This is a genomic window from Azospirillum agricola, assembly GCF_020005195.1.
Lineage (GTDB): Bacteria > Pseudomonadota > Alphaproteobacteria > Azospirillales > Azospirillaceae > Azospirillum > Azospirillum agricola.
Genome location: NZ_JAIFZR010000002.1, coordinates 45532 through 58747 on the forward strand (window position 1 = coordinate 45532; position 13216 = coordinate 58747).

General features: G+C 70.6%; 14 protein-coding genes. 3 read left to right on the plus strand and 11 right to left on the minus strand.

The window, feature by feature from the left end; translation table 11 throughout:
• Positions 1 to 162: 162 nt before the first annotated feature.
• Positions 163 to 1962 (minus strand): FAD-binding protein, encoded by a 1800-nt coding sequence (locus JN22_RS03060; RefSeq protein ID WP_085552524.1) that lies wholly within the window; start codon positions 1960 to 1962, stop codon positions 163 to 165.
• A gap of 42 nt (positions 1963 to 2004) precedes the next feature.
• Positions 2005 to 2577, minus strand: a complete 573-nt coding sequence (locus tag JN22_RS03065) for a MarR family winged helix-turn-helix transcriptional regulator (protein WP_223677546.1) — start codon at positions 2575 to 2577, stop codon at positions 2005 to 2007.
• A 330-nt stretch (positions 2578 to 2907) separates the two neighbouring features.
• Between JN22_RS03065 and JN22_RS03070 the strand changes: the two genes are divergently transcribed.
• The gene (locus JN22_RS03070) at positions 2908 to 3945 is read left to right on the plus strand and encodes a Gfo/Idh/MocA family protein (protein ID WP_085552525.1); all 1038 of its coding nucleotides are present in this window, start codon (positions 2908 to 2910) and stop codon (positions 3943 to 3945) included.
• Between the two features lie 292 nt (positions 3946 to 4237).
• On the opposite strand, the gene JN22_RS03075 is transcribed toward JN22_RS03070, so the two are convergent.
• From JN22_RS03075 to JN22_RS03095, 5 genes are all read right to left on the minus strand, one after another.
• Positions 4238 to 5002 (minus strand): DUF6969 family protein, encoded by a 765-nt coding sequence (locus tag JN22_RS03075; protein WP_085552526.1) that lies wholly within the window; start codon positions 5000 to 5002, stop codon positions 4238 to 4240.
• Positions 5003 to 5124: 122 nt separating this feature from the next.
• Positions 5125 to 5772 (minus strand): ABC-type transport auxiliary lipoprotein family protein, encoded by a 648-nt coding sequence (locus tag JN22_RS03080; protein WP_085552527.1) that lies wholly within the window; start codon positions 5770 to 5772, stop codon positions 5125 to 5127.
• A complete protein-coding gene (locus JN22_RS03085) occupies positions 5769 to 6728 on the minus strand; it encodes an MlaD family protein (RefSeq protein ID WP_085552528.1) in 960 nt (319 codons plus the stop codon). Before JN22_RS03085 ends, JN22_RS03080 begins: the two co-directional genes overlap by 4 nt.
• A gap of 9 nt (positions 6729 to 6737) precedes the next feature.
• Positions 6738 to 7553, minus strand: coding sequence for an ABC transporter ATP-binding protein (locus tag JN22_RS03090; RefSeq protein ID WP_085552529.1), 816 nt, complete (start codon positions 7551 to 7553; stop codon positions 6738 to 6740).
• On the minus strand, positions 7553 to 8692 hold the full coding sequence (locus JN22_RS03095) for an ABC transporter permease (protein ID WP_085552530.1): 1140 nt from the start codon (positions 8690 to 8692) through the stop codon (positions 7553 to 7555). Before JN22_RS03095 ends, JN22_RS03090 begins: the two co-directional genes overlap by 1 nt.
• Positions 8693 to 9088: 396 nt before the next feature.
• Between JN22_RS03095 and JN22_RS03100 the strand changes: the two genes are divergently transcribed.
• Complete coding sequence (locus JN22_RS03100) at positions 9089 to 9604, plus strand: adenine phosphoribosyltransferase (RefSeq protein WP_085553389.1); 516 nt, start codon at positions 9089 to 9091, stop codon at positions 9602 to 9604.
• A 4-nt stretch (positions 9605 to 9608) separates the two neighbouring features.
• Here the strand turns inward: JN22_RS03100 and JN22_RS03105 are convergent, their stop codons facing one another.
• Both JN22_RS03105 and JN22_RS03110 read right to left on the minus strand, forming a co-directional pair.
• Positions 9609 to 9962, minus strand: a complete 354-nt coding sequence (locus tag JN22_RS03105) for a ribbon-helix-helix domain-containing protein (protein WP_085552532.1) — start codon at positions 9960 to 9962, stop codon at positions 9609 to 9611.
• A 32-nt stretch (positions 9963 to 9994) separates the two neighbouring features.
• Positions 9995 to 10567 carry a DJ-1/PfpI family protein gene (locus JN22_RS03110; protein ID WP_085552533.1) on the minus strand — a complete coding sequence of 191 codons (573 nt, stop codon included), beginning with the start codon at positions 10565 to 10567 and terminating at the stop codon, positions 9995 to 9997.
• A gap of 279 nt (positions 10568 to 10846) precedes the next feature.
• Here JN22_RS03110 and JN22_RS03115 point away from each other — a divergent pair, with 279 nt between their 5' ends.
• Positions 10847 to 11584: a hypothetical protein gene (locus JN22_RS03115; protein WP_085552534.1), complete on the plus strand. Its 738-nt coding sequence runs from the start codon at positions 10847 to 10849 to the stop codon at positions 11582 to 11584.
• Positions 11585 to 11618: 34 nt separating this feature from the next.
• Here the strand turns inward: JN22_RS03115 and tenA are convergent, their stop codons facing one another.
• A complete protein-coding gene (tenA, locus tag JN22_RS03120) occupies positions 11619 to 12311 on the minus strand; it encodes a thiaminase II (protein ID WP_085552535.1) in 693 nt (230 codons plus the stop codon).
• Positions 12312 to 12321: 10 nt separating this feature from the next.
• Complete coding sequence (locus JN22_RS03125; protein ID WP_085552536.1) at positions 12322 to 12957, minus strand: LysE family translocator; 636 nt, start codon at positions 12955 to 12957, stop codon at positions 12322 to 12324.
• Between the last annotated feature and the right edge of the window lie 259 nt (positions 12958 to 13216).

Below are 13216 nucleotides of genomic sequence, written 5' to 3' on the forward strand. Positions count from 1 at the left end.
CCTTCCCATCGGTCGGGCGCCCGTACACGAACGGAGCCCATCATGACAGATTGGGAACAGACGGCGGCTTCGGCAAGCCCGTTCTCCGGGCGCGCCCTCCGGCCCCCTGCCGCGCGGGGAGGGGGCCGGAGGGCGGCGTGACGGTGGGGAGGGCCCCGCCGCTCAGCGCGCCGCCGCCCGCTCCGCCACGGCGTCCCGGCCGGCGCCCAGCCCGCCGGCCGCGTCGCTCCGGCCCGCCGCGTGCATCGCCACGCGGTAGGCGAAGACCAGCGCCGGCCCCAGCGTGGTTCCCGGCCCCGGATAGGTGCCGGCCATGACCGACGCCATGTCGTTGCCGCAGGCGTAGAGCCCGCCGATCACCCGCCCGTTCTCGTCGAGGACCTGCCCGTCGACGTCGGTCGCCAAACCGGCGCTGCACGCGATCTCCGCCGGCCAGACGGCGACGGCGACGAAGGGGGCGGTCTCGATCGGCTTCAGGCAGGGGTTGGGGCCGTGGGCCGGGTCGCCGTTGAAGCGGTTCAGCTCGGTGTCGCCCTTGCCGAAATCCAGGTCGCTGCCGGTCAGCGCGAAGCCGTTGTGCCGCCGCACGCTGTCCGCCAGCCCGGCGGCGTCGACGCCGATCTTGCGGGCCAGCTCCTCCAGCGTCGGGGCGGTGGTCAGATAGCCGCTCGCCTCGTGGGGCTTCAGGTTGGTCGTGCCGGGGTGGACGACGCCCAGCCCGTACTTGGCGACGAAGGCGGCGTCGCAGACCAGCCAGGCCGGCATGGTCGGCACCGTGCGGTGCGATTCGAACATCGCCTCGACGAAGTCGTGGTAGGAGGCGCCCTCGTTCACGAAGCGCCGCCCGGCGGCGTTCACCGCGATCAGGCCGGGCTTGGCGCGGTCGAGCGACAGGTGCGGGAACAGCCCCTTCCACCCCGCCGCCTTGCGCGTCACCGACACCGGCGTCCAGAAGGCGCCGCCCCGGTGCCCCTCGCCGTCGATCCGGGCGCCGATGCCGCGCGCCAGCGTCAGCCCGTCGCCGGTGTCGCTGTCGCAGGCCAGCGAATGGACGGGCGTCGGCTGCGGCATGAAGGCGCTGCGGAACTCCTTGTTGTGGGCGAAGCCGCCGGTCGCCAGCACCACCCCCTTGCGGGCGCGCACCCGCAGAGTCCGGCCGCCGCTGTCCAGCACGGCGCCGACGACGCGGCCGTCCGCCCGTCCGTCCTCGCGCAGGATCGCGCGGATGGAGGTGTCGAGGCGGACCGGCACCTTGTGTTTGCGCAGGCTGTAGAACAGGCGGGCGACCAGCGCGTTGCCCATGACGATCCGCGTGCCGCGCGGGTGCTTCACCCGGTCGGACAGGTAGCGCAGGAGCAGCTTGGCCGCGTGGGTGAAGTTCGCCACCGACTGGAAGCGGCCGATCAGGCGGGGGATGTCGTCCTTGCCGACCATCATGCCGCCGAAGATCATGAACTCGCCGATCGGCGGGCGGACCAGCCGGAAATCCTCGCCGAGCAGCCGGCCGTCGAAGGGAGCCGGCACGATGGCCCGGCCGGTGATGGCGGCGCCCGCCATGTTGGGCTTGTAGTCCGGGTGGCGGCCGCAGGCCAGGAAGGTGACGTCGGTCTTCGTGTCGTAATAGTCGATGGCGGTCGGGCCGGTCGCCAGATAGACGCTGCGCAGGTCGCGGCCCCTGCCGTGCTCCGGGCTGTCGGCGGGAGCGCCGCCGACCAGCGCGTCCATGTAGGTTTCAGCCTTTTCGGGGCTGTCGTCGTAGCCGGCGCGCCGGCTCTGCGTGTTGCCGGGGATCCACAGCGTCCCGGCCGAGGTGGCGGCGGTGCCGCCGATCTGCCCGGACTTCTCGCAGACCATCACGTCGAGTCCCTCCAGGACGCCGACCAGGGCGGCGGCCATGCCGCCCGGCCCGGCGCCGGCCACCAGAAGATCGACTTCGGCGTCCCACGCGGTTTCCTGTGCCATTCCTTGTGTCTCCGTTCCCTCCCGCGCGGTCGTCAGGGCCCCTTATCGTGGCTTGACCTTCCGACCGGCCGCGGTCTTGCCGCGTTTGGCGTTCGTTGTGGTGTCGGGGTGCCCGCCCTCCGCCGCCCCGGCCGGTTCCGCCGCCGCCTCGCGGTCGACGACCAGCCGCAGCGACGACGGCAGCGTGTCGTTGTGCAGGTTGACCAGCTGGATCATGAGCTGGATGAGCGTCTTGCGGTCGGCCGGGCGCAGCGGTTCCAGGATGCGTTCCTGCACCCGCTCGACCGCCGGGGTGACGGCGACCAGCAGGTCGCGCCCGGCCGGCGACAGGTAGAGCAGCTTGATGCGCTTGTCCTCCGGGCTGGGTCGGCGGTGGATCAGATCCTTCGCCTCCAGCCGTTCGATGACCCCGCCCAGCGTCGAGCGGTCGAAGGCGATCAGCCCCGACAGCCGGGTGGCGTCGACGCCGGGATTCTCGTCGATGGCGACGAGGGCGGCGTACTGCACCGAGGTCAGGTCGTGGACGGCGCATTCCTCCGTGAACAGCGCCGTCGATATCTGTTGGGCCCGGCGGAGAAGATGTCCGGGTTTCGCGTAGAGGTCATCCATGGCCATGACTGCACCTGCCGGGATTGTTCGTGAAGCGGTGATACCCCCGCGCGGGTGAATGACGATAGCGCAACCCGCGCGGCCGGCGCCGTCCTCCCTTTTCGACGCCGGCCTTCTCGACGTTGGCCTTCTCAACGCTGGAAAGGCGCGGCGCCATCCCGTCTCCTTCGCTTGGCAGATTGTGCGTTCCGCCGATGATATTGACAGAATGCTATCAGTATGTAGACTGATATTATGTATGCTGTCAATGCCGGCGGCGCCCAGCCGGCGGCGCCCGGCGTCCTCTTCGACATCCACCCTTCGAAATCCCCTTTTGGAAACCCGGAATCCCCCGCCATGTCCCCATTGCGCATCGCCGTCATCGGCGCCGGAGTCATCGGCAAGACGCACATCGACGCCCTGGCCCAACTGCCGGACGCCCGGCTGGCCGCCATCGCCGACCCGAGCGCGGAGGCCGGCGCCCTCGCCGCCCGCCACGGGGTTCCCCACCACGCCGACTACCGGGCGCTGCTGGAGGCCGGGCGGCCGGACGGGGTGATCGTCGCCACGCCCAACGCCACCCATGTGCCGATCGGCCTCGCCTGCGTCGAGCGCGGCATCCCGGTGCTGATCGAGAAGCCGATCGCCGACACGGTGGAGGACGCGCAAAGGCTGACGGCGGCGGCGGAGCGGGCCGGCGTGCCGCTGCTGGTCGGCCACCACCGCCGCCACAACCCGATCCTGCAAACGGCGCGCGAGGTGATCGGGCGCGGCGACCTCGGCGCGCTGGTGTCGGCGACGATCCTCTACACCTTCCTGAAGCCGGACGGCTATTTCGACGTCGCGTGGCGGAAGCAGGAGGGCGGCGGGCCGATCCTGATCAACCTGATCCACGAGATCGACACGCTGCGTTTCCTGTGCGGCGGCATCGAAAGCCTCCAGGCCATGCGCTCCAGCAAGACCCGTGGCTTTCCGGTGGAGGACACCGCCGCCGTGGTGCTGCGGATGCGCAGCGGGGCGCTCGCCACCATCAGCCTGTCCGACGCCGCCGCGACGCCCTGGAGCTGGGACATGACCACCGGCGAGAGCCCGCAATTCGCCCGCCAGAGCGTGCCGACGCATTTCTTCTCGGGCACCGACGGCTCGCTGGCGGTGCCGACGCTGGAGCTGTGGCGCTACGAGGGCGGGCGCGGCTGGCTCGACCCCTTCACCCGCACGGCGCTGCCGCTGCGGCCGGCCAACCCCTATGTCCGGCAGCTCGACCATTTCGCCCGCGTCATCCGTGGCGAGGAGGAACCGCTGGTCGGCGGGGCCGACGCCACCGAGACGCTCCGCGCCACCCTGGCGGTGCGGGAAGCGACCGACAGCGGCGGCCCGATCCGCTTCGACGCCTGAACGGGGCTGGGGGGAGTGGTCGCACGTTCCCCCACTCCGACCCTCCCCCGCTGGGCGGCTACGGCGTTCACACATCTCGCATTTGCGAGGAAACGACAACCTTCAGGAGCAGATAGCCCTTCTCCCCCTGCGGGGCGAATCCCGGAGGACGCCAGAGGCGTCCGATGGGTGCGCGGGTTGGGATGAGGGGGATTCGCCGGAGGCGAAAGATTTGCGCCCCCTCACCCCAACCCCTCTCCCGCGAGGGGAGAGGGGCTTTGCTCAACATAACGCCGCCTGCTTTGCCGGAGCGTCAGGAGGCTTCGACGAAGCTCGGCGGTTCGGGGAGGATCGGCCGACGCCGCCGGCTGCCGCGCAGCAGCCGTTCCACCTCGGCGATCTGTTCCTCGACCAGGATGAAGCACTGGGAGGCAACCTCCAGCCCCCGGTCCTCGTAGACGTAGCTGTCGGGGTGGTCCTCCGCCCAGCGGGCGATCGCCCTGTCGCGCTGGTGCAGCAGATCGACGATCTGCGGGCGGAAAAGCTGCACCAGGGCGCTGATCCAGCGGTTTGCCGGCCAGGACGGACGGGCGTGGTCGACCACGAAGCCGTCAAGCATGGCGACCACGTCGGCGGACTTGTACCAGGTCTCTCCGGTCACCCAGCGGTTGGTGGTGAACAGCCGCACCGGCTGGCCGGCGACGTCCATGGCGATGCCGATCAGGTGCGACAGCGCGTCGTTGTCGCTGTCCGGCGGCTCGACATCGGGCAGGGGGGCGGGCCTCACCCCCGAGGGCATGCCGTGCGGCCGCAGGAAGGTGTGGAAATGCCCATGCTCGCCGGTCGGACGCTCACCCTCCGGGTGGCAGTGGTAATAGTACTGCGCGTGGTATTCCGCGTCGTAGACGTCGCCCGGCGGGTAGTGGCGCCATTCGTACAGCGTGCCGTGGCCGCGCAGCAGCTCGCCGACCACGGTGTCTCCGGTCTTGGCCAGGACGCGCTGGCACAGCCGGACCTCGCGTCCGGCCTCGGCCATCGCCTCCAACGCCTCGCGGGGGAGTTCCGCAAGCTCCGTCATCGCCCTATCCGCCGGTGCGCCAAACAACCCTATTACGTACGCGGATATCGCCCGCTGGCAAGATTTTTCCTGCGGCTTCGAAGGATCCCGGACGAATCATCACGGGCTTCGCCGCGCGCGGGTCACGAGCCCGCGCGCAGGCCGCTGCGCAGCGCCCAGCCGACCAGCGCGCCGCTGACCTGCCCCAGCGCCTCGTCGAAGGCGGCGATGACGTCGGTGAAGTCGCGGCCGCGCACCGGCACCGTCGCCTCGAAGGTCTCGCCGGCCTCGATGGTCCGGCGCGGCATGGCCACCAGCTTGGCCGACAGGCGGACATGCACGCGGTCGGGGGATGCCGCGCCGGGGGTGGAGTATTCCGCCTGGAAGTCGCGCAGCTCCGATTTCAGCACGAAGTCGGAGCGCAGCCCCACCGTGTCGCGCCCGACCGAGACGATGCGCCCGCTGTCCTCGAAGGACTGGACGATCAGCCCCTGCACCATCAGCGGCGCCCGGTCGGCCCAGGACACGTCGGCGAAATAGTCGAGCGTGGTCGGCGTCCGGGCCAGCGCGATGCGCGGCGTGTCGATGCCGGCGGCGGCGGCCGGCGCCTCGACCAGCAGTTGCCAGTCGGCCTTGGGCAAGGCGGCGTCCGCCGGCGCGCGGGCGGTCAGGGTGTAGAGCTTGGGCGCCGTCGGGTTCAGGGTGGAGCAGCCCGTCAGCCCCGGCGCGCCGAGGCCGACCAGGGTGGCGAGGAGGACGGCGCCCGACGCCGCGCGAAACCGACACTTCATTTGCCACGCACCTCCACGCCCTGCCGGGTTCCGCCGAACAGGAAGTTCGACGGGTCGTTTTCGATTCGCGTGACCACCCGCGACAGCTGACCCGACAGGTCGCGAAGCTGGGAGATCAGCAGGCTCAAGTCATACAGCCCCGTGGTCGCGAAGTCGTGCACGGGCTGGCGGTTCTCGGCGAGCAGGGCGGCCAGCTCGCCCGACGTCTTGCGCAGCGACTGGATCAGTTCGCGGCTGTCGCCGGTCAATTGCCTGGCGCTGCCGTTGATGGTGGTCAGCGTGCCCTGCGCCTGCGCCAGCGTGCGGTCGAGCTGCGGGCCGACGCTCTCGAAGCCCTTCAGGGTCGTCTGCGCCTGGGCCATCGTCCCCTCCAGCCCGGCGGTGGCGCGGGCGAGGTCGGCGCTGATGTCGCGGACGTTGCCGAGAATCTCGCCGATGGCCTTCTGGTTGTCGCCGTTCATCAGCTCGCCCAGCCGGGTGATGACCTCCAGCGCCCGGTTGAGCAGCTGCGGGGCGGTGTCGACCACGGCGGTCAGCGAGGAGGTGCGCGACGGGATCACCGGGATGCCGTCGCGGTCGGTGGCCGTCAGCCGGTCCGCCTCCACCGTGCCGCCGGAGATCTGCACATAGGCGCCGCCGGTGATGCCCTGCACCTCCAGCGAGGCGATGGAGTCGGACATGATCGGCGTGCCGTTCTGCACCAGGATGGTCACGCGCACCCGCGTCACGTTGTCGGGGTCGAGCCGGATGTCGCTGACGGTGCCGACCGGGACGCCGCGGTAGCGCACCGGGCTGCCCTGCTGGAGGCCGGTGACCGAGCCGGTGAAGTAGATGCGGTAGGGCTGCCGGGACTCCTCCAGCTGGACCTTGGCGATCCAGACGGTGAAGACCAGCAGGCCGGCGAGCAGCGACAGCACGAAGCTGCCGACCAGGATGTAGCTGGCGCGCGTTTCCATCGCTTGCCCTCAGTCCTCCGCATGGCGCGCGGCGCGGCCGCGCGGTCCGTGAAAATAGTCGTGGATCCAGGGGTGCGGATCGGCCAGATGCTCCTCCAGCGTGCCCACCCGGATTTTCTTGTCGATCAGCACCGCGATGCGGTCGCAGATCGTCGTCAGGCTGTCGAGGTCGTGCGTCACCATGAAGACGGTCAGCCCCAGGCTGCGTTGCAGGCCGCGGATCAGGCTGTCGAAGGCGGCGGCGCCGATCGGGTCGAGCCCGGCGGTCGGCTCGTCGAGGAACAGGATGGCGGGGTCGAGCGCCAGCGCGCGGGCCAGACCGGCGCGCTTGACCATGCCGCCGGAAAGCTGCGACGGGTGCTTGGCCCCGGCGTCGGGCGGCAGCCCGGCCATGGCGATCTTCACCCGCGCGATCTCGGCGATCAGGGGCGGCGGCAGGTCCGTGTGCTCCTTCAGCGGCAGCATGACGTTCTCGGCGACGGTCATGGAGCTGAACAGCGCGCCGTTCTGAAAGAGCACGCCGGTGCGCGCCTGCAACGCCGTCCGCTCGCGCTGGGAGAGGTCGGCGGTGTCGTGGCCGAGCAGCTCGATGGTGCCGGCGGCCGGGCGGATCAGCCCGATGATCTCCTTCAGCAGCACCGACTTGCCGGTGCCGGAGCCGCCGACGACGCCCAGCACCTCGCCGGCCCGCACGTCGAGGTCGAGCCCGTCATGGACGGTCTGCGGCCCGAAGCGGGTGACGAGGCCGCGCACGCGGATGACCGGCTGGAGGACCGGCCGGGTGATCGATGGAAGGGCCGGGGAAAGGGGAATCGCGTCGGCCATCACACCCCCAGCATGGAGAACAGCACGGAGAACACCGCGTCGATGACGATGACCAGGAAGATGCCCTCGACCACCGCCTTGGTGGTCAGGGTGCCGACGCTCTCGGCGCTGCCGGACACCTTCATGCCCTCGTAGCAGCCGACGATGGCGATGACCAGCGCGAAGACCGGCGCCTTGATCAGCCCGGCCAGCACCGTGTTGATGCCGACCGCCGTGTGGAGCTGGCGGATGAACTGGCCGAAGGTGATGTCGAGCGTCGCGTAGCTCATCACCGCCCCGCCGAACAGCCCCATCACGTCGGCGTAGAAGACCAGCAGCGGCAGCGTGACCATCAGCGCCAGCGCGCGCGGCACCACCAGCAGCTCGATCGGGTCGAGCCCCATGGTGCCGATGGCGTCGACCTCCTGGTTGACCTTCATGGTGCCGATCTGCGCGGTGAAGGCCGAGCCGGAGCGGCCGGCGACGATGATCGCCGTCATCAGCACGCCGATCTCGCGCAGCACCGAGATGCCCAGCAGGTTGACGACATACAGCTCGGCGCCGAAGCGCTTGAGCTGGTCGGCGCCCTGGAAGGCCAGCACGACGCCGATCAGGAAGGACAGCAGGCCGAGGATCGGCAGCGCGTTCAGCCCGGTCTGCTCGATGTGGAACATCACCGAGGTCAGGCGCAGCCGCGACGGCTTCAGCAGCAGGCGCGCGAAGGTGATGGTGACGAGCCCGAGGAAGGAGATCAGGTCGCCCGCCTCGCGCACCGCCTCGATGGTGGTGCGGCCGGTGCGGATCACCATGTCGATGATCGGGTGGTGGGCCGTGCCGTGGGGCTGGGGGGGAGCCTGGCCCGCCTCGCGCACCGCGTCGAACAGGGCGGCGTGCTCGGGCCGCACGCCCTCGACGGCGACGGCGTGGCCCTCCGCCGCCAGCCGGTCGGCGAGCCGGGCCAGCAGATAGGCCCCCACCGTGTCGAGCGCGTCGAGCCGGCCGAGGTCGAGCCGCACCGGCCCGCCGGAGCGTTCCGGCCGCAGGGCCTTCAGCGCCTCGGCCGCCGGCTTGGCAGATTCCAGCGTCCAGCGCCCGGCGGGGCCGATGCTCCACACGCCGTCGCCGTACCGCGATTCGACCCAGACCGCTTCACCCGCCACGCCCGGCCACCCGTTTCACCACTCGATCGGAGAGGTTGGAACGTGGCCGCGCACGCGCGTCCGGTCAACCCCGCAGCGCATGCGGCCCTCCGATGGCTGCGGCGCGAGGGGCGATCGCTTGAGGTGCTATAGCCATGAACAAGCCCCTCAGCCATGAACAAGCCCTTCTCCCCTTGTGGGAGAAGGGTTGGGATGAGGGGTATTCCGCCAAGGGCGGAAAGAGACTTGCCCCCCTCACCCCAACCCCTCTCCCGCAAGGGGAGAGGGGCTTCAAACGATTGCCCCGCGCTGCGGCGCAACGCCCGTTTGCGCGGTGGGGGCCGTCCCGATAGACTGCTTCGCCTTGTCGCGCCGATGGCGACCCCGGCCGACGCGCCCCTGACGGACCCGACCTCGATGGATTTGAAAGACCACATCCGCGGCATTCCGGATTTCCCGAAGCCCGGAATCCTGTTCTACGACGTCTCGCCGCTGCTGGCCCACGGCCCGGCCTGGAAGGCGGCCATCGACCGGCTGGCCGAGGCGGTGCGCCCGCACCAGCCCGACGTGCTGGTCGGCATCGAGTCGCGCGGCTTCCTGGTCGCCGCCCCGCTGGCGCTGGCGCTCGGCATCGGCTTCGTCATGGTGCGCAAGCACGGCAAGCTGCCGGGCGACAAGGTGGCGCATTCCTACGACCTGGAATACGGCACCGACATCATCGAGGTGCAGGCCGACGCGGTGAAGCCGGGCCAGCGCGTGGTCGTGCTCGACGATCTGCTGGCGACCGGCGGCACCATGGCGGCGGCGGTCACGCTGCTGCGCCAGATCGGCGCCGACGTCCGCGCCGCCGCCTTCCTGGTGGAGCTGACCTTCCTGAACGGCCGCGAGCGGCTGGACGTGCCCTGCCACTCGCTGATGGCCTACGACGAGTAGGGCGTCAGCCCCGCAGCGCCACCACCTCCGCCGCCCGGCGCGTCGCCGGGCGGGAAGCGTCCGCGTCCCCGTTCCGATGCCCGTCCCCCTCGCGGCCGACCACCAGCGTCAGGTAGCGCATGCAGCTGACCCGCAGGAAGGAGGCGAGGTTGGGCACCTCGCCCCGCGCCTCGACGATCTCGTCGTAGAGCTTGGCGATCAGCTGGTTCACGGTCATGCCGTCGCGCGCGGCGATGTCGGCCAGGACGTCCCAGAACAGATTCTCCAGCCGGATGCTGGTCACCACCCCGTGGATGCGGACCGAGCGCGACCGGCTTTCGTAGAGGATCGGGTCGGCCTTGACGTAGATCTCGCACATGTTCGACGGCCCTCCGCTTGGGGTATGCCGGGTTACTCCGCGTCCAGCGCCTTGAGGAACAGCGCCAGCCACGCCGGGTGCGCCGGCCAGGCCGGAGCCGTCACCAGCTTACCGTCCGCCACGGCGGAATCGATCGGAATGTCGGCGTAGGTGCCGCCGGCCAGCTCGACCTCCGGCCGGCAGGCGGGGTAGGCGGAGACCCGGCGGCCCTTCAGCACCCCGGCCGGGGCCAGCAGCTGGGCGCCGTGGCAGACGGCGGCGACCGGCTTGTCCTGCTCGAAGAAGGCGCGGACGAGCGCGATCACCGCGGCGTCGAGCCGCAGATACTCCGGCGCCCGGCCGCCGGGGATGACCAGCGCGTCGTAGGAGTCGGCGCGCGTGCCCTCGAAGGTCGCGTTGAGGGTGAAGTTGTGGCCGCGCTTCTCGCTGTAGGTCTGGTCGCCCTCGAAATCATGGATGGCGGTGGCGATGCGGTCGCCGGCCTGCTTGCCGGGACAGACCGCGTGGACCGTGTGCCCGACCATGGCGAGCGCCTGGAACGGCACCATCGTCTCGTAATCCTCGGCGTAGTCGCCGACGATCATCAGGATTTTCTTTCCGGCCATGGCCAATCCTCCCCTTGCTGGCGTTGCGCCCGGTCCGCCGTGGGCCGTTCGCGGCACCGACGATCCGGTGGCGCGACTGTCGCGCGTTCCGGGATCGGGTGGGTAACAGCGGGCTGTTCGCGCCGGAAAATTTTGCCGCCGCTTTGCGGATATTGCCGGGCTGCCGCTTCGTCTCTGTGGTCAAGCTATTGGAATATATGAATTTTGCTGTCTGGCCCGCTTTCTGCACACCTTCTGCCCCAAACACCCCGGCGGGGTGCCAGACGAAGGGAGCGGGTCATGGTCAGCTTGTCCAGTTACAGCGATGTCAGCAGCATGGCGCAGAGCCTGCAGCAGTCCATCGACGCGGCGGTCAAGCGCGTGCAGCAGCAAGCCGGCCAATCCGCCAACAGCGGCGCCAGCGGCGCCAGCGGCAAGGTCCAGGAGTACGAGCAGACCGTCAAGAAGTCCTCCTACAACACCGCCCCCTTCGCGTCGAACATCGGCACGCTGGTGAAGGACACCAGCCGGCTCAACGTGTTCAGCTCGCTGGCGGCGAACGACCCGGCGGACTTCTACAAGTTCCAGGTCACCAGCAAGGGCGAGGTCACCGTCGGCACGGTCGGCGACGCCGGGGTGCGCATCCAGCTGATGGACCGCCAGGGCAAGGTGATCGCCGACAGCAACAAGGACTCCGGCTCGACCTACGACGCCTTCAAGAAGATGCAGGGCGGCAGCCTGAGCCTCGACAAGGGCGACTACACCCTGCGCGTCGCCCGCGACACGGACGTGCCGCTCAAGGAGGACAAGAGCTACGGCGTGCAGCTCCGCATGGGCAACTACAGCAAGGACTACGACACCATCGCCAAGCAGCCGGCCAAGGGCGACAACCCGTTCGGCGGCAACACCAAGCTCCAGAATCTGGCGGCGCTGCTGAACGGCGGCAGCTCCACCACCGGCAGCCTGTCGATGCTGCTGGGCGGCTCCGGCGGCGGCGCCTATGGCGGGCGCGGCTCGCTGGTGAACGCGCTGTTCTGAGCCGGGTTCCGAGCCGGCGCGGGCCGCGCCGGACTCAGGTGCCCAGCGTCAGGCCCATCTCCCAGAAATCCGCCTCCAGCCGGCTGGCCTGGCGGAAGATGGTCAGCAGCCGGGGGAAGCGGGCCGGGGTCAGGCTGTCGGCGGCGAGGCGGTTCAGCGTCTCCCGCGCGGCGGCGGCGACCCGCTGGTATTCCTCGCCGGAATATTCGGCGATCCAGGCGCGGTAGGGGTTGCCCTCGGCCAGCGCGCCCGGCACCGCCGCCAGCGTCCGGCCGATCTCGGCGTAGCCGATGACGCAGGGCGCCAGCGCCACATGCAGATCCAGCAGGTCGCCGCGCAGGCCCGTCTCCAGCACGTAGCGGGTGTAGGCCATCGTCGCCTTGGCTTCCGGCGTCCGCTCCAGCTCGTCGGCCGACAGGCCCCAGCCGGCGCAGAGCGAGACGTGCAGATCCATCTCGACGTCGAGGATCGCCTTCAGCCCGCCCAGCGAGGCCCGCATGTCGGCGAGGTTGCGGCCCTTGTAGACCGCCAGCGCGTAGGCCCGCGCGAAATGGATCAGGAACAAATAGTCCTGCGCCAGATAATGGCGGAAGGCGGCCTGGGCCAAGCTGCCGTCGCCCATCCCGCGCACGAAGGCGTGGTCGACGTAGCGCCGCCAGTCCTCCGCCCCCTCGGCGGCGAGGCGGTCGAACAGGTCCATGGTCGGGCTTCCGGTCATCGTCGTCATCCCCGGCGCCTCAGACCCGGCGCGCCAGCGCCAGCAGCCCGCCGGCCCCGATCATCAGCCCGCCGGTCAGCCGGTTCAGGCCGCGCGCCGCCGACACGCTGGTCAGCCGGGCGGCCAGACGGTCGCCGCCGGTGGCGTAGGCCATGATCCAGCCGAACTCGATGACGATCATGGTGGCGACCAGCGCGCCGAGCTGGGGTGGCAGCGGGGCGGCGGCGTCGATGAATTGCGGGAACAGGGCGCCCATGAAGACCAGCGCCTTGGGGTTGCTGAAGGCGACCAGCAGGCCGCGCAGGAACAGGCGGGCGGGCGACCCCTGGCCGCCGGCCGCCGCCGCCGCGTCGCGCGTCCCGGCCGGCTCGACCGGAGCCCGCCACGCGGCGATGCCGAGCCAGGTCAGATAGGCGACGCCGGCCCAGCGCACCACCTCGAAGGCGACGACCGAGGTGGAGAGCAGGGCGCCCAGCCCGAAGGCCGACAGCGCCGCCATCACCGCCAGCGCCACGCACATGCCGACCCCGCCCCAGACGGCGCGGCGGGCGCCGAAGCGCAGCCCGAGGCTCATCGCCAGCAGCATGTTGGGACCCGGCGTCGCCGAGATCACGAAGGCGGTGGCGAAGAAGAAGGCGAGCGTCTGCCAGCTCATGGGGGCTGCTCCAGGTGGGATGGGCGCCCAGGGGAGCACGAACCTTCCGCCTCCACAAGCGGTGACGGGGAAGCGCAGCCATGCCGGCGATTCGGGCCGGCAACCCGGATCGAGGCTCCGTCCGGCGTACCGCCTCCGGTCGCCGGCCTCCGGCGCGGGGGGCGCAAACAGGCAGGCGCGGTTCCGCGCGGTGGACAGCGGCGGCGGCGCTGTCCATGTCATTCCCTTGCCCGTGTCGGAAAGGACAACGCAAAGGGGG

What these genes read in the sequence shown, in the direction of transcription:
- JN22_RS03060 (WP_085552524.1), bottom strand. Translation starts at nt 1,962, where the DNA reads ATGGCACAGGAAACCGCGTGGGACGCCGAAGTCGATCTTCTGGTGGCC.
- JN22_RS03065 (WP_223677546.1), bottom strand. Translation starts at nt 2,577, where the DNA reads ATGGCCATGGATGACCTCTACGCGAAACCCGGACATCTTCTCCGCCGG.
- JN22_RS03070 (WP_085552525.1), top strand. Translation starts at nt 2,908, where the DNA reads ATGTCCCCATTGCGCATCGCCGTCATCGGCGCCGGAGTCATCGGCAAG.
- JN22_RS03075 (WP_085552526.1), bottom strand. Translation starts at nt 5,002, where the DNA reads ATGACGGAGCTTGCGGAACTCCCCCGCGAGGCGTTGGAGGCGATGGCC.
- JN22_RS03080 (WP_085552527.1), bottom strand. Translation starts at nt 5,772, where the DNA reads ATGAAGTGTCGGTTTCGCGCGGCGTCGGGCGCCGTCCTCCTCGCCACC.
- JN22_RS03085 (WP_085552528.1), bottom strand. Translation starts at nt 6,728, where the DNA reads ATGGAAACGCGCGCCAGCTACATCCTGGTCGGCAGCTTCGTGCTGTCG.
- JN22_RS03090 (WP_085552529.1), bottom strand. Translation starts at nt 7,553, where the DNA reads ATGGCCGACGCGATTCCCCTTTCCCCGGCCCTTCCATCGATCACCCGG.
- JN22_RS03100 (WP_085553389.1), top strand. Translation starts at nt 9,089, where the DNA reads ATGGATTTGAAAGACCACATCCGCGGCATTCCGGATTTCCCGAAGCCC.
- JN22_RS03105 (WP_085552532.1), bottom strand. Translation starts at nt 9,962, where the DNA reads ATGTGCGAGATCTACGTCAAGGCCGACCCGATCCTCTACGAAAGCCGG.
- JN22_RS03110 (WP_085552533.1), bottom strand. Translation starts at nt 10,567, where the DNA reads ATGGCCGGAAAGAAAATCCTGATGATCGTCGGCGACTACGCCGAGGAT.
- JN22_RS03115 (WP_085552534.1), top strand. Translation starts at nt 10,847, where the DNA reads ATGGTCAGCTTGTCCAGTTACAGCGATGTCAGCAGCATGGCGCAGAGC.
- tenA (WP_085552535.1), bottom strand. Translation starts at nt 12,311, where the DNA reads ATGACGACGATGACCGGAAGCCCGACCATGGACCTGTTCGACCGCCTC.
- JN22_RS03125 (WP_085552536.1), bottom strand. Translation starts at nt 12,957, where the DNA reads ATGAGCTGGCAGACGCTCGCCTTCTTCTTCGCCACCGCCTTCGTGATC.